Genomic DNA, 22,831 nt, shown 5'->3' on the forward strand with positions numbered 1-22,831 from the left:
TCGTTGTCTTTCCTTTACGAACCATCGTCATACCAAGCGTGATGACCGTACATAAATAAACGACATCAAAAGCCGTTTCCATAATAGCTTGCATCAAAATTTCCCCTTTCAACATCTGATTGACAACCTTATCATACCTCACGCACCTGACACCCTTATGAACACCATCTTAAATCCATCTTAACTCTTTAAATTCTGTGGTATAATGAGCTAAAAAATGACCAATTAAAGGAGAAACCTTATGATTTCTAATAAAATTTTAATTGTAGATGATGAAATTGAAATTATTGAACTACTAGAAACCGTCTTAAAACATGAAGGGTTTTCCCACATCTTTCATGCCACAACTGGAACTGAAGCCTTATCACTTCTTAAAGCCTTAAATCCAGACCTCGTCCTACTTGACGTCATGCTCCCCGATCTAAGTGGACACCAACTCATCAAAGAAATCCATCAACATCGTCAAATTCCCGTTCTCTTCATCTCAGCCAAAACAGAAGAATTCGATAGACTACTCGGTTTTGCACTCGGAGCTGATGACTATATTACCAAACCCTTTAGTGCCAAAGAAGTCGCCTTCCGTGTCAAAGCTCGTCTCAAAACGACAACCAAAACCATCCAATTTGGCAACATTACCATTACAGACGGCATCGTTTCAAAAAATAATGAACCTCTTGACTTAACAGCAAAGGAATACAAACTCCTCATGTACCTTGTCCGTCATGCGAATAAAATCGTCAGCAAAGAACAGATTTGTCATGAAGTCTGGGGAGAGGACTACTTTGAATTTGATAATACCATCTCGGTACATATCCGAAGACTTCGAAAAAAAATCGAAGTCGATCCTTCTAAACCCAAACACATCACAACCATCATCGGACTTGGTTATAAATTTGTCTACAAAGAGGGTTACTAATGAAGAAAAAATTAACCTTACACTTCTTTCTAACCCTATGTATTGCCCTGATTACCTTAGCCATTGTCAATATCGGTCTCGTTACCTTTAGAAGCTATCACTTTAAAGCACACTCAGATGAATATCAATATGGCGAACATTACATCAACCAATTTGTTGAGCAATTTGCGAACTATATCACCGAAGATTTAACGATCACTGAAGAAGGAAAGAAACTTCTTGACGAATCTCACGTCAGTCTTCAAATAATTAACGAACAAAAACAAGAAGTTTATGCTTATCAATTGCCTGATAACATTCCAAGTGTTTATACAAACAACTCATTGATTTGTATCAAACTAATGAATCGAGCACGATCTTTATAAATGATATTCAGTTAAATGAATCACATCTTACCTATTTATTATTTTTTCCACTCGATTTAGTCAGACGTTACACCCTTCACTACAATACTGAAGAGATGATGATGACACATAATATTCCATTAATGTTAATCGTTAACTGTCTAATCGCCCTCTTCATTAGCTATATCTCAACGCGCTATCTTGTTAAACCACTGAATGACATCATTCAAAATATCGTTTCCTTATCCAAAGGACATTATCTAAAGCCAAATCAAAAACCAAGTCTTTATCGTGAAGTAGAAGACAGAATTACAGATTTATCACAGCAACTTCAAGTTACACAGTATGAGCGTCAACAAATGGATACCGTCCGAGAAGAATGGATTGCTAACATCTCACACGATATTAAAACTCCTCTAACTTCCATCAGAGGAAATGCCGAAATCATGGCCGATATGAGTTACGAAATGGATCTCATATCTCGCCAAAAGTCAGCGCAAACCATTATTGAAAAATCAGACTATATCAAGAATCTTGTAGATGATTTGAATCTTTCGACACGACTTAAAAATAAAGAATTTATCCTTAATAAAAAGCAGGTCAATCTTGTTTCGCTTTTACGTCACGTTATCATTGAGATAATGAATGACCCAAAATACGAGAACTATAACATCCAGTTCTCTTACGATAACGAATATATCCCCCTGATGCTCGATGAGTTACTAATGAGACGTGTCTTCACCAATTTAATGATGAATGCCATCACTCACAACGAGGAATCTGTCCTCATTTCAATCGATATCAAAGATCATACCATCACCCTAAAGGACAATGGAGTCGGAGTTTGCGAAGAAGACCTACTACATATTTTTAAACGTTATTATCGCGGAACTAATACAAAGAAACCAAACGTTGGTTCTGGCCTAGGACTTGCGATTGCTTACGATATCGTGAAACTTCACGAGGGAATCATCTCGGCCTCTAGTACGCGTGGAAATGGGTTAACCATCACGATTACTTTATAACTTTATAAAATAGGAACTCACCACTTTTTTGGATGAGTTCCTTTTGACTTATTTATCAATAAACTTCTCTTTAATTCCTTTAAATAGCTCTTTTATCATTTTTCCAAAAATATAAATCAGTACCACCATATAAATGAGTAAAAAAGTTAAGCCATATATGCCTTCTAATTGCTCTGTTAACTCAAGCGATACTAAAAAATCTTGGAAAAAGTGGGCAAACATCAGCGGGATAATCGTCTGATACTTGATCAAGAAATAAAAATAAACCACAGCGCCCGAAGCAATAATTAACGTTATAGTTAACCATTCATCTGGATTATAATTGGCATGTAAAAATCCAAAGAAAAAGCACGTCACAAAGGTTGAAATCAACAATGGTAACCAATAGCTTTTGAACAACTTACACAACGGATAGTAAAGAATCAAGAAAATCATATACTTAAACAATTCTTCCCCAATCCCGACCAGTGCATAGCGTACAAAACTAACAGTTACATACTTTCTAGATAACTCAAAACTATACTGCTCCAACTGTTGCGGATCATCTGCTGCTAAAAATCCCCCCACAACCCCTTCAACCAATGCCGAAAAGAACAAAATGGCCCCTGCTAGAAGAAGCATCCGCCATATTCCACCCTCTTTATTATAAAGTGGTGCCATCTCTTTAAAACCTATCGTCACTGAAAAAATCAAAAAGACTCCATGATAAGACATCAAAAAGAACTCACTAAATGGATTCCCTGCCAAAACAGGCGTCTTTAATAAAAATAAAAATCCAAAAACAACCAATACATACCAAAACCAGTTCGAAGAAATCAACGGAATCTTACGACACTGATCTTTAAAATGACCGCTCATACTGACCCTCCTATCACTCTCTATAAAACATATCGATATGACATCAAAATATGAGCAATGTGACGTTTAAAGCTAAAACTTGACTAAGTCTTTACATAAACCTAACAAAAAAAGTGCTAAACTAGCACCTTCTTCATATAATAACGCTCATGACCTTTTGGACAATCCTCAAGCACTCCATGAATCTCGTATCCATGCTTCAAATAAAAATCTTTCGCTTGAAAATCAAATGTATCTAAGTGAATTAAATGGCACCCATACTCACGTCCTAGTTGCTCAATTTTAGTTAATAACTCTGAGGCGAGCCCCATACCACGGTGCTCCTCACTCACCCATAATGCATCAATATAAATACAATGCCACGCGTAATAAACACAATTAATTCCAGCAATAATACATCCCGATTCATCTTTAATATGCTGATTAAACTGATTAAAAGGGACCGTCAATTCAAATGGAACATGTGACTCGTTAAAGTCAACTAACTGGCGCTCCACAAACTCGATATCTTCAAGACAACTCTCCATCAATTTCTTCATCTCAAAATCCCCTTTTGATATAGTATCTTCATATTTTACCTTAATTCGACAAAAACGCAAACAAAAAAATGAGCAATCATCACCCATTTTTAAGATTTCTTAACTTGATAACTTGTCATTACTATTCTCCTAAACAAATAAGATAACAGTTTCTTTCGCTTAGTTATGATATTTCATAAAATTTTAGTCCCCTTAATAAAAAAAGCTCAAACCTTATCAGTCTGAGCAAAAACTATTTTCATAAATATCAAAAAATCGTGAAATCTCATATCCCTGTTCAACAATCTGATCATCTTCATGAGTCAATTGCCATCCATACGCCTTATAATCTTTCCACGTAAAGTGACTAACCGGTAGCAAATAAAACTCACGTTGGATTGCCTTAAAGCCATCCTTATAATCAATCAAGGCTTGCTCAAATGCTTTCTCCGGATCAATAAAAACAGGCATCCCTTGACTATTCAATCCAATCGAATAAACCTCATCACCACCAAAATCACTCGGTAACTTACTCACATCATACTCCATCACAGCATGGGATTTAGCAGGTGAACACCCGACCAACAAACAAAAAACAATTAACCATAAAGCTTTCATCTATATCCTCCTAAAAGGAATTTTTACTACACTTTATAATAGGTTATTTTTGTAAATTTCATTCATTTTTTCACTTTCAATGACTTTCCATAATAACTGAAGTAAATTTTTCTTTCTATCTTTCTTCGTCTTTCCTCGTAACTCACTATTTAAAAGAGCATAGCCTAAAAAGTTCAATTGACTCACATTTATAGTCTTCAAATCCCACCCTTCTATGGCAGCATATGCCTCACTTAAATTCCTAGTTAAAACTTCCTTTATTTTAACATTCTCAGCTAATTCAATATAATCTGTAACCTCTGAATTAGTAGAGTGAAGCTGCTTCATCTCATAAAAATCTTTTCCTAACTGTACTACATCAACTTTAACAACCTTCCTACTTTTTTTAGACTCAATATCTTTTGATAAATTAAATTGAAATTCCTCAAAACTTTTTCGCTCATATGGTTTGAGGAACTCGATAAAAACCCTAACTTTTTCACATTGCTGACCTGTCATTAATTTATATATTTCTTGATAAACTTTTAATGCCTTAATAATGTCTTTCATTACTAATCTCCTTTATAAAACATCTGTTACTTTTCTCGCATTTGGCTTTTTAGGAACATGTAATCTTTGGAGAATTTCAAACACCAAATTCCCATACGCTTCATTTAATGGAGTTTTTACTTTACTCTTACTTTTTATAAAACAACAATCCCCTTCATCAATTAAATGTGACATTTCAATCTGATGGTAGATAATCGAATCGAATAAAAATATGTTAGGTATCTCCCTTTTAAGGGTTATCCTAGGCTGCTCTGTATTGCTTCCTGTTTTCTTTAACGTTTCAAATACACCTAATAACTTCGGAGTTCCCTGCTTAAAAAATTTTAAATAGGATGTCGTTGGGCTTGACTTAATAATGGTTTGATATTCATTTAGTATCTCTCTAATAAATGTCTTTTCAACAATATTATAAATATGATGAACACCTTGTACTCCCATATCATCCATCATGACAGGAATTAAGTAATAATCAGAGACCACTAAAGCATTTTGTGTAATCATATTATTAGCTGGAGGACAATCAAAAATGATGAAATCATATTTTTCATCTAATTTATAGTCTCTTAAAAATTTTGCTAAAAGGGTAACTTGTTGAAGTGTCGTATTTAATCCCTGACTATACTTTCGTTTAATATCCCCTTCAAGATCATCAAGTCCACGAATATAGGAACTAGAGTCTGCCATAAACATTGAACACGGAATAAAGTCGAAATGATTTAATCGATACTTTCCTCCTGTATAAAAATCTTTTTTAATGAGTTTTTCTAAATCAATTTTTGTTTCAAAATCTAAAATATCTTGATTTAAATATGTTTTAAAAACATAATTGATAGTCTCCTCTTCACTTAATTTACTCAATCCTATTTGTTTCCTAGTAGTATTGCTATACGCTCGCAAACAAATGCGGCTCAACGAACATTGTGGATCTAAATCAATTAATAAGACTGAATGATGATTCAAAAAATTTAATCCCGCTGCAATATTAAATGCACTAACCGTCTTACCAACGCCACCCTTATAATTAATCACCGAAATAATCTTTGCTTTCCCCATAACCTCTCCCCCGTTACAAACATTTTGCTATCCATTCATTATATTAACTGACCTCCTTAATTATTAAAGCCAATAAAAAAAAGATAGCTTCCAAACACTATCTTTTATCAAAATCAAATTCACAACAAAAACGTTCACAAGCTGGATACATCTCACCTAAACTCTGTGCCGTAAATCCAAGCGTGCGATAAAATTCAACAGCCTGTGCATCGGTTTTGGCGATTACCTTCGTCAACTCATGCCACTTCGCCAAATAGGAAAGCATATGCTTCCCAATTCCACATCCACGATGATCCGGATCGACTGCAATCTGCAAAATCTCAGCCTCATAAGGATCTGTTAACTGCACTCCGACAACCCCAACAAGCTCACCCTCAACTTCATAACCATAAAGCAGACAACATTCATCCGCCAAATATCTTTCATATGCAGATGTTACCTTATTAGAATCCGTCGCATATGCTAATAAACTCTCTACCCTAGAATCTAAACTAACATCTTTAATTAAAGTCATCATACGTTATATCCCCCATTTATAAGCGTTATCAAAAATTATATCATTTTTCGAACTTAAAATTAATATATGAGTCGAAATTACACTAATATTTTGCAAAATAGCGCTAACGTTCTAAAAAAATATCAAATCGCATATATATTAAAGACTCTAAAAAATAGGGGGCTATACTATTGATTGAATACAAACTGATTACCGTTCCATTTCTAAAACAAAAGGACTCCTTCCAAGACATGACACACGAAATTGAACATACCATTGAAAAACAAAAAAAAGACGGATGGCAATTCGTCAAAATGACAACCAACAATACACAATCAACAAGACTCCAAAATTGCTACAACCTAATCTTTAGAAAAAATAAAAATTAAAGACCGTGAAATCCATTCACGGTCTTTTTCTTTGCAGCATATTCAGTCCATAAACAACTGAGAAGTAAATAAAATAAAAACCGGCTATATAAACCTCTGACAAATAAAAATAATCATTGTTAAACCCTAAATAACAAAGCATTAGCGTTAGTAAAATCAGTGAACTCCATCCCGCTACACGCCACTTTTTATCTGGACTACATAAACCATGACCTGCTACAAACAACGTAATTAACAAAGGTATGGCCACACTCCAAATAAGCGAACCCAAGAACCCTATCCCTATACAAAAAATTAAATGTACCCCAAATGGTAATAATCCAACTATCTTCAAACCTCTCCTCATCCGTCTACTCCCCTTTATCCTTAATCAATAGATTAATTATACCACTCAAAAAAAGCTAGTTTAACTCATAAACTAGCTTTTCTTCGCACGCTTTAACTTCAACTCTTTCATTCAATGATTTGTATTTTTTAAATTGAAATCTTCATACTGAGCATCCTCTAACCACTCCATGATTTCTTCATAATCTGGATGATTACAATCACTCATCACAACTAATCTCAGGTAGGCAAGCCTCATCTCCATCTAAACACATCGAACATGACTCATTTAAATAGCAATCCATTTTCACACCACGACTAGTTCTAAATATCTTAGGTTTCTTAATACGTCCATCATAAGCTGGCTGTGAATTATAAAAAACTAGCTCTTCTGCTTGCTCCTTACTATCGACAATAACTAACTTCTCTGACTGTACCTCAAATTCATACAAGTGACTTTCGAACCATCCCATACTATATTGAATCACACGATGTAGCCCATAAAACGTAATATCTGCTGGAAATACGACACGTCGCCAGACCTCTAACTCATTTAACGAAAGTTTCACCTGATATGCCTTCTCATATCATTGCCTTTAAACTGCTAAAATATTTTTCACACATTCAATAACTTCATCAACCGTCGTTAACTGCTCATTTTTTAGGCTATGGTATAGAGATGGAGAGAATATCTTCAGTCTCTCAACAATATTTATATTTTCTAACAACTCATCAATCAACTCATTACGATCTTCTGTAATAATAGGAATAATGATTGTTCCTAACTGCTTTGCCTTCTCAATTTCAGCCTTCGTTCCATAAGAACCTGGAAGCACAATCATAATCTGCGTCTGTCTAACTAAACGATACTTAAAACTTTCAAGCAATGCTCCATACTCCTCTTTCATTTCCCAATCTTCATTATGAGCACAAGGATTGGCATAAATCTCAATTCGATTTTGAACAGATTGACCTAAATTCAAACACTCGTCAATAAAACTTTTTAACACAATATTAGCGACGCCTTTAGACTGCCCATTAATTAACGTTAAATTCTTAATTCTAGCCAATTCAACACCAAGTTCCTCGAGGAACGCACTTTCTTCTACCGTATGACTCCCTGTTACAAACAATGTATTCCCCTTTGACTTCTGAGCAATACTCTCCATTATCTCAAGTAACTCACGATGACTCTGATCCGCATTCTCATAAATATACGTTTTAATCCCAAAACGCTCTAAATCCTTTGCCCAGAGCTTTTGAAGCTTATATGAATTCACATTCTTCTCTTTTTCAACCACCATATAATGAGTTCGCGTCCCACGACTACAAAGTTGTCGAATCTGTGTCATAATCGAGCGAATATTCGAATCACGATAACTATATCCAATAAATAAAAACGACTTATTCAACAAATCATTTTTAAGACGTTCCGTCGTTAATGGATGCGTGTAAAAATAATCCTCATAATCCTCTTTCGTAATAACTAAATTCTCAGGCGATGGACTATCGACACTACCATGCATCTTAATAATTTCAATCTTCTGATCGATATCCACAATCGGTAACAAATCCGTATCACAACGTCGAATCACAGTTGAAACATGACGAAAAGATTCCTCTAAAAGGGTATCATAATTCGTCGTCCAAATCGTCATCACATTCATCTGCGCCAACACCTTATGATACTTATTACTATAAATCCCATCTGTCGTCGTATAACACTCTACAATCTTATTCAAAATACGACCCTTATTATTTAAATTATTATTAACAATAAATTGAGCAACCTCTGTTAAATCTAAATGATCATCAATCTCTAAATCAATATCTTCCTGCATCTCCCTTAATAATTCAACCCAACTCTTAAAACCAGAAGGAACCGAAATGCCTGCTCCAATAAAAATTGCTCCCTTTTTCTGAACCAGAGCAGTCGAAAACTCATTAATCACAATATTTTTTGCCATTTCAGTAACCTCCAAGTCCTAATATCTAATCTTAATATATTACCATATACACGATTATTATCAAAACAAAAGTTGACCCTTTTATCAATTGTTAAAATAATAAGGGAATGCCAGATAACAAATAATAGCACAATCTAAATCATCGTCTACCAATAATGAATCAAAATCACCATAAACTTCAATACAACGATCTAGCAAATCACCCTACTTAACTAAATCATCTTCAAGCTCTTCCCACATCTGTCGAGTCAAAGTTCCATCTGCTACACGACTTTTAAAAGCATCACTCTCTAAGAAAAGCATCCCACTTTTACTCATCAAACAATGAGAAACAAATTCTTGAATTAGTTTACTACATTCACCCAACTTAATTTTATCTATATTCTTTAACTCTTCCTGAATTTCCTCAATCCATTTATCCATCATTTCTTGAGCCATCCATAGCATTCCTTTATCCACAAATATCCTCATTATATCGATCTTTGGACAAAGAAAAAAGAGAAGATTTCTCTTCCCTTTTCCATTGATTAAACTTGGTAGGGCGGCGTATCCTACATCTCTAGTTACTACTTTAAAGTAGCGCTTTGGGTGCCATTTCCAACTTCAAATTCAATCAGTATAGTTCAACATAATTGTATCATAAGTTAAAGCTACACTCATCTACTAGAATGAATTATGCATTCTTAACTAGGAGGTAACACAATTTGTACAATCTGTAAAACAGTTAATAAAAAAACAGCTAAATTAGCAGTCATAATTCCGATTGATTTGAAGCTAAAAGTAGCAGAACTACTTCGAATGCTTTCAATTATTTTTGCTACTCCATTTAAAATCCCATAAACTCCAAAGAATAAGAAAAATAGAATCAAAAAATTTAAAAATGCATAATTTCAGTTATCATAAATTACCTACCATATCACTATAAAAAAACACCCACTCCCTAAATCTATTAATCCATCTATCTTCTTCATTAACTTACTCAATTCAACAGTGAGACCAACAATACCAATAATACCAGATAGAGTTGAAATCATCCCATTGACTACTCTGTTTCCTAAGTAATCTGGATTTAAATACAAGAAACCTAATATAAAAATAAAGGCTCCAGAAATACAAATACCATTCCATTTATCTTCTTTTTTCATACTTCCTCCCAATTAAAAAGAGAGAAATATTTCTCTCTTGTCTCATACTATGAAACTCTATTAAATGTCATATCGCAAATACTTAATTTATATTTCATCCACCAATAATGAGTATCTACGAGTTCGTAATTTTCAAGTCTAGGTCAGTCATTTAATATGAATTTACGGTTTCATTTAAATTAACACCAGTCTACAATAAGGTATAACCCTATCAGTGGAGAAAACCTAGTGAACTTAAATATATATTTTTTTCATTAATCAGCTATTCTGTTAATTTCACTAGGACAGGGAACCCCTCACTAGTGGACGAATGCTAAGAGCTCAATTTACAATTGAGCTACTTAGCGTGAGGACTCCCCCCGCCCACCAGCGGAAGATAGCTACGAGTTCGTAAATTTCAAACTTAAGTCAATCATTTAATCTGAATTTACGGTTTCATTTAAATTAACACCAGTCTGCAACTCAGTATCACCCCACTTGTGGAGGATAGAAAAAAGACTAAGTAAAATTGAATTTTTCTTAGTCTTTGCTATATAACAAATACCCAGTCTGCAATCAGGCATTGCCCTATCAGTGGAGGAAACCTAGTGAACTTAAATATATATTTTTTCATTAATCAGCTATTCTGTTAAGCTCACTAGGACAGGGAACCCCTCACTAGTGGACGAATGCTAAGAGCTCAATTTACAATTGAGCTACTTAGCGTGAGGACTCCCCCCGCCCACCAGCGGAAGATAGCTACGAGTTCGTAAATTTCAAACTTAAGTCAATCATTTAATCTAAATTTACGGTTTCATTTAAATTAACACCAGTCTGCAACTCAGTATCACCCCACTTGTGGAGGATAGAAAAAAGACTAAGCAGAGCTTAGTCTTTTTTTCGTGGGGGCCCCCCTACTTATTCTCGATGTTCCCGACGTTTTTGATTTGTATTGATAATCTTCCATCTGGCATGTTGATGACTTCGATGTAGTCTTTGTTGTTGTAGTAGTCGAGTGGGATGGTGATTTCAATTCCTGTGTCTGTTTTGATTTTTTGTGTTTTCTTCAGTGGCATTTTGACCCAGTTTGTGTTTTGTACTGGTTTCTTGATTCCGTGATCTTCTTCGATTTGTGTCACGTATGTTAGTTTTGCTTCTGGAACTTGGTAGAAGACTTCTTCTGCGACTTCTTTTAGGTCAAGGTCTTTTCCTTCGTTAATGGTTTCTTTGATGACACGTTCTAAGGCCGGTACGACTTCTAATTTATCTAAATCATGATTTTTGATGACTTCATCTGCCACAATACGTGCTTTTTTTACAGCTTCTTTTACGGAGATTTCAGTTTTACATCCTAAGATTTTATCCGCATAAAGGAATGTATCGTCATCAACTGTTACTGTCATATTTTCTAAAATTGTCAGTGTTAGTTTATCTAAACTAATCGCAAAGAAGTTTGCGCTACTTAAACTAGCTGCTGGAATAATTGCTTGATGGACAATTAGGTTGTTTTGAATTCCGGTTTCACTTTGATTAACGTGGTGAACCATCCCCTCTTTACACGTTAGCTCAAGCCCTACGACATAGTCTTGATCTGAAATGGTTACTTCGCATAAAAATAAATCAGTTGATGTAAAAATCTCGTAACGATCTTTAATATCAAATCGCTTCGCTGCAATTTTCTCTGCAAATTCTGAAAACTCAATTGCACGATTGCGATAATCTAAAAATAGCTGACGCGCTTCACTGTCTTCCTTAAACACAGCAGGACGTCCCCCAGCATTTTTCATACACTTCTCAATATTTTTCTCTAAAAAGTGGTATGCCCCATCCACTGTATCATCAATCGGACGCTCTGTTGGCATGAACATCTGATGGACATTATCTAACAAATATAAATAACAACTCTTAACATTTACCGCCATTTCTTTCACCTCTTTATAATCATACCTACAAGTATACAATAAAATTAAGGTGAACATAATACATAAATTGTCGTAAAGGTAAATAAAAAAGCTAGGTTCTCCCTAACTTTCTTTATAATAAGATTGGCACGACTCACATGTACAACGCCTTACATCATAAATATATTGATAAAGATTTAGCTGCGCGGGCTTTTTAAGGCAATCAATGTCGAACCACTTGCTATCACCCGTAATCTTATCATAGACATCGCCCTTAAGTCGAAAATTATTCTTTTCAATCCAAAATTTTTTACCTACCTCATCTCCTGCTGTAAGTCTAATCATCACTAAATATTTAAAAGCCTCACTACAACGTAACAGTCTATTAAACAAATCAACTCCATGACCATGATGAGATATTGAAACCTGAAAAAACTGAATCATTAAATAAGATAAATATTCATGATCCTGATTAAAATAAACTCGTAACTGCATCGTCCATAAATAGCCTCTATTATTTCCCATCACCTCTATAAAATAACCATACTCAGTTTCATCCCATACTAAATCATAAATCACATCTGATTCTTGCTTTAAAAGCTCAATAAATAATTCAACCTCTCCATCGTATCACCCCTAAACTTAGTTTATGAAAGCGAATACGAAGATAAAACAAAAAGCAAAGCATAGTGCTTTGCTTTTAATGATAAGATTGACATGAATTACAATTACAAGGTTTGATAACATAAACAAACTTATAATTTTTTAGCATCTGAGGTATTTTTTCACAGTCTTGATTAAGTGCTAACTCTTCTGTTTTCTCTAACTCTTGAAATCCTTGTTTCTTCCAAAAACTCACCGCAGTTCGAACAGAACGTAATCGAATCATACTTAGCCCACCAAATGCTTGAGTACAATTTAATAAATGCTCAAATACTTTAGATCCATTCCCTTGATACATAGGTAAAGTAGCAAACTTATGAATTTTAATATATGTAATTTTTCCTTCAAATTGCGGACTTTGATTTGGATAATACAATTCTAACTGAAATAACCAATTTAATCGACCATTCTCAAAGTGATACTTCACTTCATAGCCGTATCGTCTCATATATATTAACAACCGCACATTTTCATCTAATAATTCATCTAATCCTTTTTTCCATTGAACACAAAAATTGGCAACCTCATCTGTGACTAACTCAGCTAACTCATTGAAATCTCTAATCGCACGATGATTTACCGAAATATTCATTAGATCCCCCTCCCACGCCACGACTTTTTCCTTGATCCCTTTATTATATTCCAATGCTCTTATTCTTCTACAACATTTCACTTTAGAAAGCCACAAAATATAGAACATATCCTAGATCTATAACCTTAAAAAAATTAATTACTAAATATACTTTCTATTATATATATCTATTTTTTCACGCTTAAACAGCTTTTAATTGGTCTAGAACTACCTATGGCAAGCTCATTATCAAAATGCTCTATGACTCAATATTGAAAACAAAAATGTCTTAGATTAATAAAAAAAAGATTAAAACTCGAAAGTTTTAATCCCTTATCCCTTAACTACAAACTCGACGTCCGTATCCAAATTCTACTGTTTCATTATACTTGCGATTTTTGAATCCAGCAAAATTTAATCCCTCATTTTTAAACCCATGTTTTCTTACAACTAAACGTTCCCCTTTACAAAACACTTTTCCTTGTGTTGGCTTCACTAAAGCCTTGGCAACATGATTATTTGTTTGATAGGTTGCAATTGATACTCGTCCTTTCATATCTTCATCCCCTTATATGTTATTTTTTTCACAAATCAATACTACCACATAATTGAAAATAAAAAAAGAGTTCTCCGTGATAAAATTCACGAAAAACTCAAGTGTGTGTATAGATTAAGTTAATTAAGCGATAATTTCATTAACGCGAGATAATACATCTTCTTTAATTTTTGCTACTTGCTCATCTGCTTTTTCTAATACATCAGCAACAACACCGATATAAACTTTAGCTTTTGGCTCAGTTCCAGATGGACGTAAAACAAACCAAGAACCATCTTCTAATGTATATTTTAAGACATTTGATTTTGGTAAGTCAATTGCAGTTGTTGTATCATTTTTTAAATCTGTATGAATAGATTCTTTGTAATCTTCTACCGCCACAACATCTTTACCTGCAACTGTTAAAGGTGTGAATTCACGGAATTCAGCTAAAATCGATTGAATTTTATCTGCTCCTTCTTTACCTTTTAACGTAATATTGACTAACGCTTCGCGGTAGCATCCGTAAGTTTCATATAACTCCATTAAAACATCATATAATGTTTTTCCATTTTGTTTATAATAAGCTGCTGCCTCAGCACACATTAAAACAGATTGTACAGAGTCTTTATCGCGTACGAAATCTCCAATTAAATAACCATAAGACTCTTCATACCCGAATACATATTCATAATCAGTATCTTCAAGCATACGAGCTTGCTCACCGATAAATTTGAATCCTGTTAACGTTGAAACCACTTCAAATCCATAAGAACGTGCAATAGCCGCTCCCATATCAGATGTTACAATCGTATTGAATACTTTACCTTTAGCTGGTAACGTTCCATGAGCTTTCTTTTGAGATAAAATATAATGAATTAAAATAGCACCTGTTTGGTTACCTGTTAATAACACATATTCCCCTTCAGGATTTTTAACAGCTAAACCTACGCGGTCTGCATCTGGATCCGTTGCAATTAAAATATCTGCATCAATCTCATTCCCTAAAGTAATCGCCATTTCAAACGCAGATGCTTCCTCTGGGTTTGGAGATTTTACAGTTGAGAAGTTTGGATCTGGAACACATTGTTCTTCTACAACATGTAATTGGTCATATCCACACTCAGTTAACACACGGCGAACTGGAATATTCGCTGTTCCATGTAATGGTGTAAACACGATTTTTAAATCTTTTTTATTACAATCTGGATTAATTTCTAATGCTTTAACACGCTCTGTATACACATCATCAATTTCAGAACCAATGATTTCAATTAATCCAGCCGCTTTTAATTCTTCTTCAGATTTTACTTCAATCTCAAACACATTCTCAATCGCATCCACTAATGCAATCACTTGATCTGCTTCAGCAGGAACTAATTGACAACCTGTTTCATCATAAATTTTGTATCCATTATACTCAGGCGGATTATGAGAAGCTGTTACCACAATTCCTCCTACCGCATTTAAATAACGAACAGCAAATGATAACTCAGGAGTTGGACGTAATGATTCAAACACATACGCTTTGATTCCATGAGAAGCCATCACTTTAGCTGACTCCATTGCAAATTCTGGTGAGAAATGACGGCAATCATAAGCAATCACCACTCCACGTTCCTTAGCATCTTCACCTAAACCTAATAAATACTTTGCAAATCCTTCATTTGCTTTACGAATTGTATAAATATTCATACGGTTTGTACCAGGTCCAACAACCCCACGCATTCCCCCTGTACCGAACTCTAAGTTACGATAAAAAGCATCCTCTTTTTCTACTTCTGTCATGTTTTCTAATTGTTCTTTTAAATAAGACTCTAAATTTTCTTGTCCCATCCAGTTATTGAATTCTGTTTCGAAAGACATAGCTCACCCTCCATATTCATAATTTAACTGATAGTTATTATATCATAATAATAACCAAAAAATAATATAGACTATTTTAAAAATACCGACAAACTTCTTACTTAAAAGTCATCGAATAACTCACCTCAAACATCGAATGAGGTTCAATGACTTGAATTCCCTTCTTACTCATCAGTTCTTGTGGCTCACCAACCGTATCCGCCACTCCATACCAAGGCTCGATACAAACAAAATCTGCAATCTCACCTAAAGCATTAATTGGCGACCAAATTCCAACATACGGGAATCCATCAAAACGTACAACCACTTCACGTTCATGATTATAACATCCAAGCGTGATAGCCGCTTCATTTTCAATAATTAACGTCGGATACTCTTCAAATAACTCTTTACTTAACGGTAATAACTTTAATTTATCAATAATTTGTTCCTTCTCTTCATACACACGGCCAGTTTCATTGTCAAATAAATACGTCGAAATTCCTTCATTTGTCTCAAAATGAAGATAATAATCACTGTATTCATCATCAGACGCCAACTTTGTACTAAAAGCAGGATGGGCTCCAATTGAAAATGGCATCACTTCCTCGTTATGATTCAACACCTGCCATTTTACAGCTAACGTCTCATCCTCTAATACATATCCAATACGTAAAACAAAATCGAATGGATACATCTCACGTGTCACATCATTTGCCTTTAGTTCAAACCAAACAGTATCAGATCCTTGTTCTACTAATTCAAACTCTAAATCACGGGCAAATCCGTGTTGTGATAATGAATACGACTTTCCATCATATAAATACTGATTCTTTGCTAGTCTACCTACAATTGGAAATAAAATCGGCGATGATTTTGCCCAAAACGACGGATTTGAATCCCATAAATAATCAATCTCATGCCCTAAATGATAAACTCGCTTTACTTCGGCTCCAAGAGTACTAATTTCCACTAATAATTTTTCATTCTGAATTTGAATCATTCTATCCCTCACCTACTTCATCTAAACTATTATTTCACATCATGAAATCGCTATTTTATTATATCATAATTTTTACTAAATGCGATTTTTTTATCAAATATAGGGAAAACTACAAAAAAGGAGGTCATATCTATGACAAAAGAAAAATTTGTCGCTGTCCGTCGTAACAACGATGGCGACCTTGTAGCTTTCAAATCAAACACAGGAAAAGAATACGATTACGAAACAGCCAAAGAACTTTGTGAAAAAGGACTCATCGAAAACGCTCAAACCTTCAAAGGTAAAGGTGGTGGTACCTATATCCGCGGGGTTGTCGATGGTGATAAAGATAACAACCTATCAAACTTACCAAACTTCTAATTTCCGAGGAAATATTCCAAAAGCACTGACTAATCAGTGCTTTTTTTCTTCAAAATAATTGTTACTCCTACACTAATCATAAGGTACACCATACTTACTACTATCAAATCAAAAATCGCTGGTCTAGCTTTAGGATAAAATATCATCAACTGATCCACTAAATACTTCACAATAAAAGGGGGGATAAGCCAAACACTTGAAACTTTTATCCAATATATCTCCTTATAAGTCGGTTTTTCATGAATCACTATAAATAATATAATCGTCACAATTTGAATAACCCACCCTATTGTCACTAACATAAAACTTTTAAAAGTCCCCCACATCATAAAAGAAACAACTAAACCGATTACCATCATACCAATTAATACAGGCAAACACTTTCCTTGATTAGTCGGCTGACATTTTAAATCACCACGTAATAAGGAATCAATTGAAACATTAAAAACCTCTGCCAACCTAACTACATGCTCTGTATCTGGAATGGCATCTCCTAGCTCCCATTTAGAAATTGCCTGTCTTGAAACATTGAGTTTCATTGCCAACTGCTCTTGTGATAACCTTTCCTCTTTACGGAGTTGTACAATTTTTTCACCTAACATCATCTCAAACACTCCTTTCTTTCACTTACAACCATACTAGATTTCCCTACACTAAGCTACCATCTCAACCTTGAAAACCTCGCAACTCAAAGTTGCATAAATAAAAAAAGTGACAATCGTCACTTTTTTCTATTCTTCATCACGTAAAACCCAGTCTGCTCCTTTAAATGGTTCAACTGTCCATAAATCTAAGAAACTTTGTTGACGTAAAGCCTCATAAGCTAAAATAGCCGCTACATTTGAAACATTTAACGAACGAACTTTATTTGTCATTGGAATACGGAAACAGTTTTCAAAATAAGGACGCAAAATCTCCTTCGGAATACCGCAACTCTCTGCTCCTAATACAATGTAATAATCTTCTTCAGGATTTGAAAAATCCATCTCCGTATGATTCTTTTGACCATAACGCGTACAGAAACAGAACTTTCCACCTTTATTTTTTTCAACAAATTCGTCCCAGTTCTCGTAAACGACATAATCCACTTCATTTACATAATTTGCACCTGCACGTTTAATACTTTTTTCATCAAGTGTGAATCCCATTGGTTTAATTAAATGTAACTTAATATCCGTCGCTGCACAAGTACGCATAATATTACCCGTATTTTGTGGAATCTCTGGATTAAATTGTACTAAATGAATTGCCATTTGCCTCACCTCTATTTTATTTTATCACAACCAAATTTAGAAAGGAACCTTACTTCTTCTCTAACTCTTCGTAAGCTACAATAGCCGCTTCTCTCAACCAGTCTGGTGCTTGTCCATCTCGTAATTTTGCTATCTCTGGCAGAGCCTCTTTATACTTATAAAAACTAGCATTAAACATCGCATTACGTTTCAAAACTGAGACACCTCTCCAAGAGCCTGCTAAATGACCATACTTCTGTTTAAACTCTTTATTACTCATCTTCAAAATTTCATCAATCTTTGGAAACTCTACACCTGTTGGCTCCATCTTCTCATGCAAATGAAAATCCACTTCACGATTATACGGACAAGCCTCCTGACAAATATCACATCCATAAATATTTTTACTAATTTTCTTATACAACTCTGGATCTAAGAACTCCTTAGACTGCGTCACATAAGATAAACATCTCTTCTCATTCAAGCTTCCATCAGGTTGAATCGCCTTAGTCGGGCAGGCTCTTACACAACGATCACACGTTCCACACTGACGCTCGATTGGATTATCACTTGGAAACTCATAACTAACTAATAACTCTCCTAAATAAAGATAACTCCCAAACGTCTCATTGATAATCGAACTGTTCTTCCCACTAAACCCAATTCCAGAACGTAAGGCAACTGCTCGATCATTAAAAACACCCGTATCAACACTCACAATCACCTCAATGCCAGGAATTTCTTTCTTCAGCCACTCTTCAAGCAACTGAAGCTTTTCCCCAACAATCACATGATAATCAACACCCCATGACGAACGCGAAAACTGCACATAAGGATCCTCTTTATCTTGTACCGGAAACTGAGTATTTCTCGGATAACTGACACCAATTGAAATAAACGTTTTAGCGTTTTCCATTGATAACAGAGGATTTGTCCGTTCTAGGATACTCCCCTTAGTTAGACCAGACGACCAACCAAGCTCATCACGCCTTCTAATTTCATCAGCCAACTCTAAAAAAGGATCGACACTACAAAATCCAATCACATCAATTCCAATTGACTTACTATATTCAATCAACTTATCTTTCATTAAATCACCTACTATCTATCTCCTCTACTTTACCTATAAAGTCAGAAAAAATCAAACAATATTAAGCTAATTTTTTTGCTATGAAAAACTTAATTGAATCTATCGTATTATAAGCTAAAACTTTAGTTCCTAAACAAAAAGAGATACCCGAAGGTATCTCTTGAAATTTTTATCCTTTGTTTGCCCCTGCTGTAATACCTTCGATAAGGAATCGTTGCATTGACACATAAAGAATTGTAATTGGAACGGCAACAAGCACACATCCTGCCGCGAACATTGTAAAGTTATTTTGATTTTGTCCGTTAATCATATCATATAAACCAACTGCTAACGTTAACTTAGAGTTTGTTGAAATGATCATACGAGGGAAGATAAAGTCCATCCAAGGTGCCATGAACTGAGTGACAGCAACGAATGAAATGATAGGTTGTGCAAGAGGGAAAATAATCTTGAAGAAGATTTGAGCTTTCGTTGCACCGTCAATCATTGCCGACTCATCTAACTCTTTTGGAATTGAACCTAAATACCCTTTGATTAACCATGTATTCATTGGAATTTGTCCAGCAGCATAACATAAGATTAATGCCCAGTGGTTATCTAACATGTTGAAAGTTAAGAATAAAATGTAAAGAGCTGTCATCCCCATGAATGAAGGGAACATTTGAAGTACTAATACTGAAATTAACGCTGGTTTTTTACCTTTGAAACGGAAACGTGCAAAGATATATCCCATACTAGTTGATAAAGCAACAGATAAAATCATGTTAATAACAGCAATTTTTAATGTATTTAAATACCATTGTGCAAAGTTAGTTTCCTTAAATAATCGGAAATAATGTTCAATCGTTGGATTTTCAGGGAATGGTGTTGCAGTTGCAAGAGATGAACCTTGGTTAAATGATGAACCAACAATCCAAACGATCGGGAATAAAACTATAATACACATGAAAATTAATTCTAAATAAATTAAGATTGTATAAGAAATCTCTTTAATTTTACTCATTGTATTTATTTTTGAAGATGCTTTAGACGCCATTTCCTAGTCCTCCTTAAACGCAGCCGTTCTCGTGAAGTTCCATGCAGAGAAAGTACCGATGATTAAGAAAATAATAATCGACATTACTGATGCCATGTTATACATACGATAATCGAGCGTTAATTTATAAATCCATGAAATTAAGATATCTGTATGTCCTGCGTAGATAAAGTTTGGATTAACAGGTCCCCCTTGAGTTAAGAAGTAAATTAATCCGAAGTTATTAAAGTTACCCGCAAATGACATAACTAATAAAGGAGCTGTCGAAGCAAGTACTAAAGGTAATGTAATTTTCCAGAACTGCTGACGTTCATTCGCTCCATCTACCTCAGCTGCTTCATAAATTTCTTTTGAAATTGACGTCATAATACCTGACATTAAAGCCATGAAGTATGGGAATCCTAACCATAATCCAATACCTAAAATTGTTAAACGTGGAATCCAAGGATTTGAAGAATCTGTTAACCAATAAATTGGAGAATCTATGATTCCTGCTTGCATTAAATATTTATTGATAGGACCAAATTGTCCATTAAATAATTGTTGGAAGTTTAACTGCGAAATTAAGGCTGGTACTGCCCATGGTAAAATTAAAATACTACGCCAGATTTTTTTACCTACAACGCGTTTATTATTTAAAATTACCGCTTGGAATAATCCTAAGAAGAATGGTGCTGCAGTCGAAATCACTGCGAAAATAATTGTCCATAAGAATACATTCCAGAAAGTGTAGAACCAAATATTCCCACCGTCAGCAGTAGAAGAAGCGGTTTCGCCAATTGTAAATAAGAATTTAAAGTTTGCTAATCCAACCCAGTCAACTAGTTTAGTTGGTGGTAAATGCGCACTATTGTAGTTTGTAAATGCTACTAAGAATGCAAAGATGATTGGCATGAATGAGAACATTAATAACATTAATGTTGAAGGAACGATTACAATATATTCAAATGCATGTTCCCATGTTTGAATTAACCATTCTTTACTCGACATTACTTCGCCTGTCTCATTAATTAATTCTGCTGATTTGTATGCATCTCGAATATTTACAACATAAATCACTGTAAATACAACTAAGATGATTGCTGCAATAATACCTTGAATTAATAACATAACTGAGTGATCCCCGGGCGTTAACCCGCTCTCAGTTAACATTGAAGTTTGTGTACCTAATGTAATTAAACCCCAAAGTCCTTTTCCGAAGAAACCTGTACTTTCACGGAATGAAAAGGCCCCAGTAAAATAATTTCCTGTTAGCAATTCTGCTCCAACTAAAAATGCTTGGAAAACAAAGAATAAAACTGCTTTTAACCATTGTTTATTGTATGCTTGGCCTGCCCCCCATACAAAAACTGATAATAATGCTGCCAATTTTGGCTTTTTCATTCTCTCCACCTGCCTACGATGATATTTGCTTTACACCCGCGGTATTAGCCTTACCCCTCTTCACTTACTCCCAATAATTTATTTACAATCAACTTTAAAAGACAAATAAACTATTGGGAAGTAAATGAACGTAATTTGCTTCCCCCTCGGTGCTATAGCTATATGATAACGTTTTATTTTGCTAAATGAAACCGTGTAACCAATTACATAATATTTTTTTTTGAAAATTATACCTGATTACTATTGAAACCATCATTTTTCCATATCTAAATATCTCGTATTTTCGCATAATGTGTCTTTTTTTCTTTTGTTTCAATAAAAGAAAAAGAAAAATTGTTGAATTAAAATCAATAAAAATTTCCAAAAAATGACGGTATACCATATTTATTACATACTTAAAAATCACTTTAATTTATCTCCCTTTTAGTATGTGATTTTAGTGAAGAGAGAACATCTTTTATCATGTCCCCAAAAGACATTTAACCTCTTTTCTGTTACCTTATTAATGACTAAAAGAACAATTAAAACAAAAAATTTTAATCGCTACTCCATATTTTATCAACTATCTTTCCCTATTAAAGTTGCATATCTTTTATAATAACCATACTGAAGGAATGATACCTATTTAAACTCTTCCAGACTGATTTCAGGCGATCTACTAACGTATATTAAAAATTGTGTCATTCTATCTATTCAATTAAGGGGTTTTTCCTGTCCATTTAGAGCTTGAAAAGAAGCATGGATAGCCTCTCAAATCTTACTGGTAGCTATTTTTAATATGTCATATACAGCTTAAACTACCTTCTAAGTGTATCACCTGAATTCATGGCAACTTAAGATCACAATCTGAATTTAATCTTCATACCTTAAATAAAGAACAAATCACTTACTTAAAATAAGATATCTCCTAATTCCCCCTTCCAACTTTTAAAAATCATTCTCTTTCTATCTAAAATAAACTAACTATGACCTACTATCTAACTGATTCTTCCTCCACTAATTGTTCATTAACTCCTCTATTTTTATCTTAT

27 protein-coding genes are annotated in these 22,831 nt (G+C 34.3%); 5 read left to right on the plus strand and 22 right to left on the minus strand.

The genetic code is table 11. The annotated features are described in order from the left end of the window. Positions 1-241: 241 nt before the first annotated feature. From HMPREF9402_RS12090 to HMPREF9402_RS12100, 3 genes are all read left to right on the plus strand, one after another. On the plus strand, positions 242-916 hold the full coding sequence (locus HMPREF9402_RS12090) for a response regulator transcription factor (protein ID WP_009607472.1): 675 nt from the start codon (positions 242-244) through the stop codon (positions 914-916). After that, positions 916-1,281, plus strand: coding sequence for a hypothetical protein (locus tag HMPREF9402_RS12095; RefSeq protein WP_039931039.1), 366 nt, complete (start codon positions 916-918; stop codon positions 1,279-1,281). The genes HMPREF9402_RS12090 and HMPREF9402_RS12095 overlap by 1 nt, the downstream gene beginning before the upstream one ends. A 101-nt stretch (positions 1,282-1,382) precedes the next feature. Further along, a complete protein-coding gene (locus HMPREF9402_RS12100) occupies positions 1,383-2,285 on the plus strand; it encodes a sensor histidine kinase (RefSeq protein ID WP_175282064.1) in 903 nt (300 codons plus the stop codon). A 48-nt stretch (positions 2,286-2,333) separates the two neighbouring features. Here the strand turns inward: HMPREF9402_RS12100 and HMPREF9402_RS12105 are convergent, their stop codons facing one another. The 6 genes from HMPREF9402_RS12105 to HMPREF9402_RS12130 form a co-directional block, all read right to left on the minus strand. Beyond that, positions 2,334-3,143: a CPBP family glutamic-type intramembrane protease gene (locus HMPREF9402_RS12105; RefSeq protein ID WP_009607483.1), complete on the minus strand. Its 810-nt coding sequence runs from the start codon at positions 3,141-3,143 to the stop codon at positions 2,334-2,336. A gap of 116 nt (positions 3,144-3,259) precedes the next feature. After that, positions 3,260-3,682, minus strand: a complete 423-nt coding sequence (locus HMPREF9402_RS12110) for a GNAT family N-acetyltransferase (RefSeq protein WP_006784397.1) — start codon at positions 3,680-3,682, stop codon at positions 3,260-3,262. A 216-nt stretch (positions 3,683-3,898) separates the two neighbouring features. Next, positions 3,899-4,279, minus strand: a complete 381-nt coding sequence (locus HMPREF9402_RS12115) for a hypothetical protein (RefSeq protein WP_006783254.1) — start codon at positions 4,277-4,279, stop codon at positions 3,899-3,901. A gap of 33 nt (positions 4,280-4,312) precedes the next feature. Then, positions 4,313-4,828 carry a hypothetical protein gene (locus tag HMPREF9402_RS12120; RefSeq protein ID WP_009607479.1) on the minus strand — a complete coding sequence of 172 codons (516 nt, stop codon included), beginning with the start codon at positions 4,826-4,828 and terminating at the stop codon, positions 4,313-4,315. A 12-nt stretch (positions 4,829-4,840) separates the two neighbouring features. Then, positions 4,841-5,881, minus strand: a complete 1,041-nt coding sequence (locus HMPREF9402_RS12125; RefSeq protein ID WP_009607478.1) for a ParA family protein — start codon at positions 5,879-5,881, stop codon at positions 4,841-4,843. A 97-nt stretch (positions 5,882-5,978) separates the two neighbouring features. Beyond that, complete coding sequence (locus HMPREF9402_RS12130) at positions 5,979-6,398, minus strand: GNAT family N-acetyltransferase (RefSeq protein ID WP_009607484.1); 420 nt, start codon at positions 6,396-6,398, stop codon at positions 5,979-5,981. Positions 6,399-6,568: 170 nt separating this feature from the next. Between HMPREF9402_RS12130 and HMPREF9402_RS15060 the strand changes: the two genes are divergently transcribed. Continuing rightward, positions 6,569-6,766, plus strand: a complete 198-nt coding sequence (locus HMPREF9402_RS15060; protein WP_009607488.1) for a DUF4177 domain-containing protein — start codon at positions 6,569-6,571, stop codon at positions 6,764-6,766. Positions 6,767-6,782: 16 nt separating this feature from the next. On the opposite strand, the gene HMPREF9402_RS12140 is transcribed toward HMPREF9402_RS15060, so the two are convergent. The 11 genes from HMPREF9402_RS12140 to HMPREF9402_RS12190 form a co-directional block, all read right to left on the minus strand. Continuing rightward, on the minus strand, positions 6,783-7,112 hold the full coding sequence (locus HMPREF9402_RS12140; RefSeq protein WP_039931041.1) for a hypothetical protein: 330 nt from the start codon (positions 7,110-7,112) through the stop codon (positions 6,783-6,785). 199 nt (positions 7,113-7,311) lie between these two features. Continuing rightward, complete coding sequence (locus HMPREF9402_RS12145; protein WP_009607476.1) at positions 7,312-7,659, minus strand: IS1096 element passenger TnpR family protein; 348 nt, start codon at positions 7,657-7,659, stop codon at positions 7,312-7,314. 27 nt (positions 7,660-7,686) lie between these two features. Then, positions 7,687-9,057, minus strand: coding sequence for an SIR2 family protein (locus HMPREF9402_RS12150; protein WP_009607477.1), 1,371 nt, complete (start codon positions 9,055-9,057; stop codon positions 7,687-7,689). 204 nt (positions 9,058-9,261) lie between these two features. Beyond that, positions 9,262-9,516, minus strand: coding sequence for a hypothetical protein (locus tag HMPREF9402_RS12155; protein ID WP_009607486.1), 255 nt, complete (start codon positions 9,514-9,516; stop codon positions 9,262-9,264). Between the two features lie 449 nt (positions 9,517-9,965). Then, positions 9,966-10,202, minus strand: coding sequence for a hypothetical protein (locus HMPREF9402_RS12160; protein ID WP_006783264.1), 237 nt, complete (start codon positions 10,200-10,202; stop codon positions 9,966-9,968). Positions 10,203-11,095: 893 nt separating this feature from the next. Continuing rightward, the gene (locus HMPREF9402_RS12165) at positions 11,096-12,103 is read right to left on the minus strand and encodes a nucleoid-associated protein (protein ID WP_006783265.1); all 1,008 of its coding nucleotides are present in this window, start codon (positions 12,101-12,103) and stop codon (positions 11,096-11,098) included. A gap of 102 nt (positions 12,104-12,205) precedes the next feature. Continuing rightward, the gene (locus HMPREF9402_RS12170; RefSeq protein WP_039931042.1) at positions 12,206-12,661 is read right to left on the minus strand and encodes a hypothetical protein; all 456 of its coding nucleotides are present in this window, start codon (positions 12,659-12,661) and stop codon (positions 12,206-12,208) included. Positions 12,662-12,782: 121 nt separating this feature from the next. After that, entirely contained in the window at positions 12,783-13,337 is a 555-nt protein-coding gene (locus HMPREF9402_RS12175) for a GNAT family N-acetyltransferase (protein ID WP_009607482.1), read from the minus strand. Between the two features lie 319 nt (positions 13,338-13,656). Continuing rightward, positions 13,657-13,872, minus strand: coding sequence for a hypothetical protein (locus HMPREF9402_RS12180; protein WP_006783267.1), 216 nt, complete (start codon positions 13,870-13,872; stop codon positions 13,657-13,659). A 123-nt stretch (positions 13,873-13,995) separates the two neighbouring features. Then, complete coding sequence (locus tag HMPREF9402_RS12185) at positions 13,996-15,717, minus strand: phospho-sugar mutase (RefSeq protein ID WP_006783268.1); 1,722 nt, start codon at positions 15,715-15,717, stop codon at positions 13,996-13,998. Positions 15,718-15,814: 97 nt separating this feature from the next. Beyond that, the gene (locus HMPREF9402_RS12190; protein WP_006783269.1) at positions 15,815-16,699 is read right to left on the minus strand and encodes an aldose 1-epimerase family protein; all 885 of its coding nucleotides are present in this window, start codon (positions 16,697-16,699) and stop codon (positions 15,815-15,817) included. 132 nt (positions 16,700-16,831) lie between these two features. Between HMPREF9402_RS12190 and HMPREF9402_RS12195 the strand changes: the two genes are divergently transcribed. Further along, entirely contained in the window at positions 16,832-17,059 is a 228-nt protein-coding gene (locus HMPREF9402_RS12195; RefSeq protein ID WP_006783270.1) for a DUF3892 domain-containing protein, read from the plus strand. Positions 17,060-17,088: 29 nt separating this feature from the next. Here the strand turns inward: HMPREF9402_RS12195 and HMPREF9402_RS12200 are convergent, their stop codons facing one another. The 5 genes from HMPREF9402_RS12200 to HMPREF9402_RS12220 all read right to left on the minus strand — a co-directional run bounded on the left by HMPREF9402_RS12200 (position 17,089) and on the right by HMPREF9402_RS12220 (position 21,800). Next, positions 17,089-17,664, minus strand: coding sequence for a helix-turn-helix domain-containing protein (locus tag HMPREF9402_RS12200; RefSeq protein WP_039931043.1), 576 nt, complete (start codon positions 17,662-17,664; stop codon positions 17,089-17,091). Between the two features lie 126 nt (positions 17,665-17,790). Beyond that, positions 17,791-18,312, minus strand: coding sequence for a tRNA (cytidine(34)-2'-O)-methyltransferase (locus tag HMPREF9402_RS12205; protein ID WP_006783272.1), 522 nt, complete (start codon positions 18,310-18,312; stop codon positions 17,791-17,793). A gap of 49 nt (positions 18,313-18,361) precedes the next feature. Then, a complete protein-coding gene (gene queG, locus HMPREF9402_RS12210; RefSeq protein ID WP_006783273.1) occupies positions 18,362-19,381 on the minus strand; it encodes a tRNA epoxyqueuosine(34) reductase QueG in 1,020 nt (339 codons plus the stop codon). Between the two features lie 169 nt (positions 19,382-19,550). Next, positions 19,551-20,417 carry a sugar ABC transporter permease gene (locus HMPREF9402_RS12215; RefSeq protein WP_006783274.1) on the minus strand — a complete coding sequence of 289 codons (867 nt, stop codon included), beginning with the start codon at positions 20,415-20,417 and terminating at the stop codon, positions 19,551-19,553. A gap of 3 nt (positions 20,418-20,420) precedes the next feature. After that, positions 20,421-21,800: a carbohydrate ABC transporter permease gene (locus HMPREF9402_RS12220; RefSeq protein WP_006783275.1), complete on the minus strand. Its 1,380-nt coding sequence runs from the start codon at positions 21,798-21,800 to the stop codon at positions 20,421-20,423. Positions 21,801-22,831 lie beyond the last annotated feature (1,031 nt).

It is taken from the genome of Turicibacter sp. HGF1 (assembly GCF_000191865.1).
GTDB lineage: Bacteria > Bacillota_I > Bacilli_A > MOL361 > Turicibacteraceae > Turicibacter > Turicibacter sanguinis.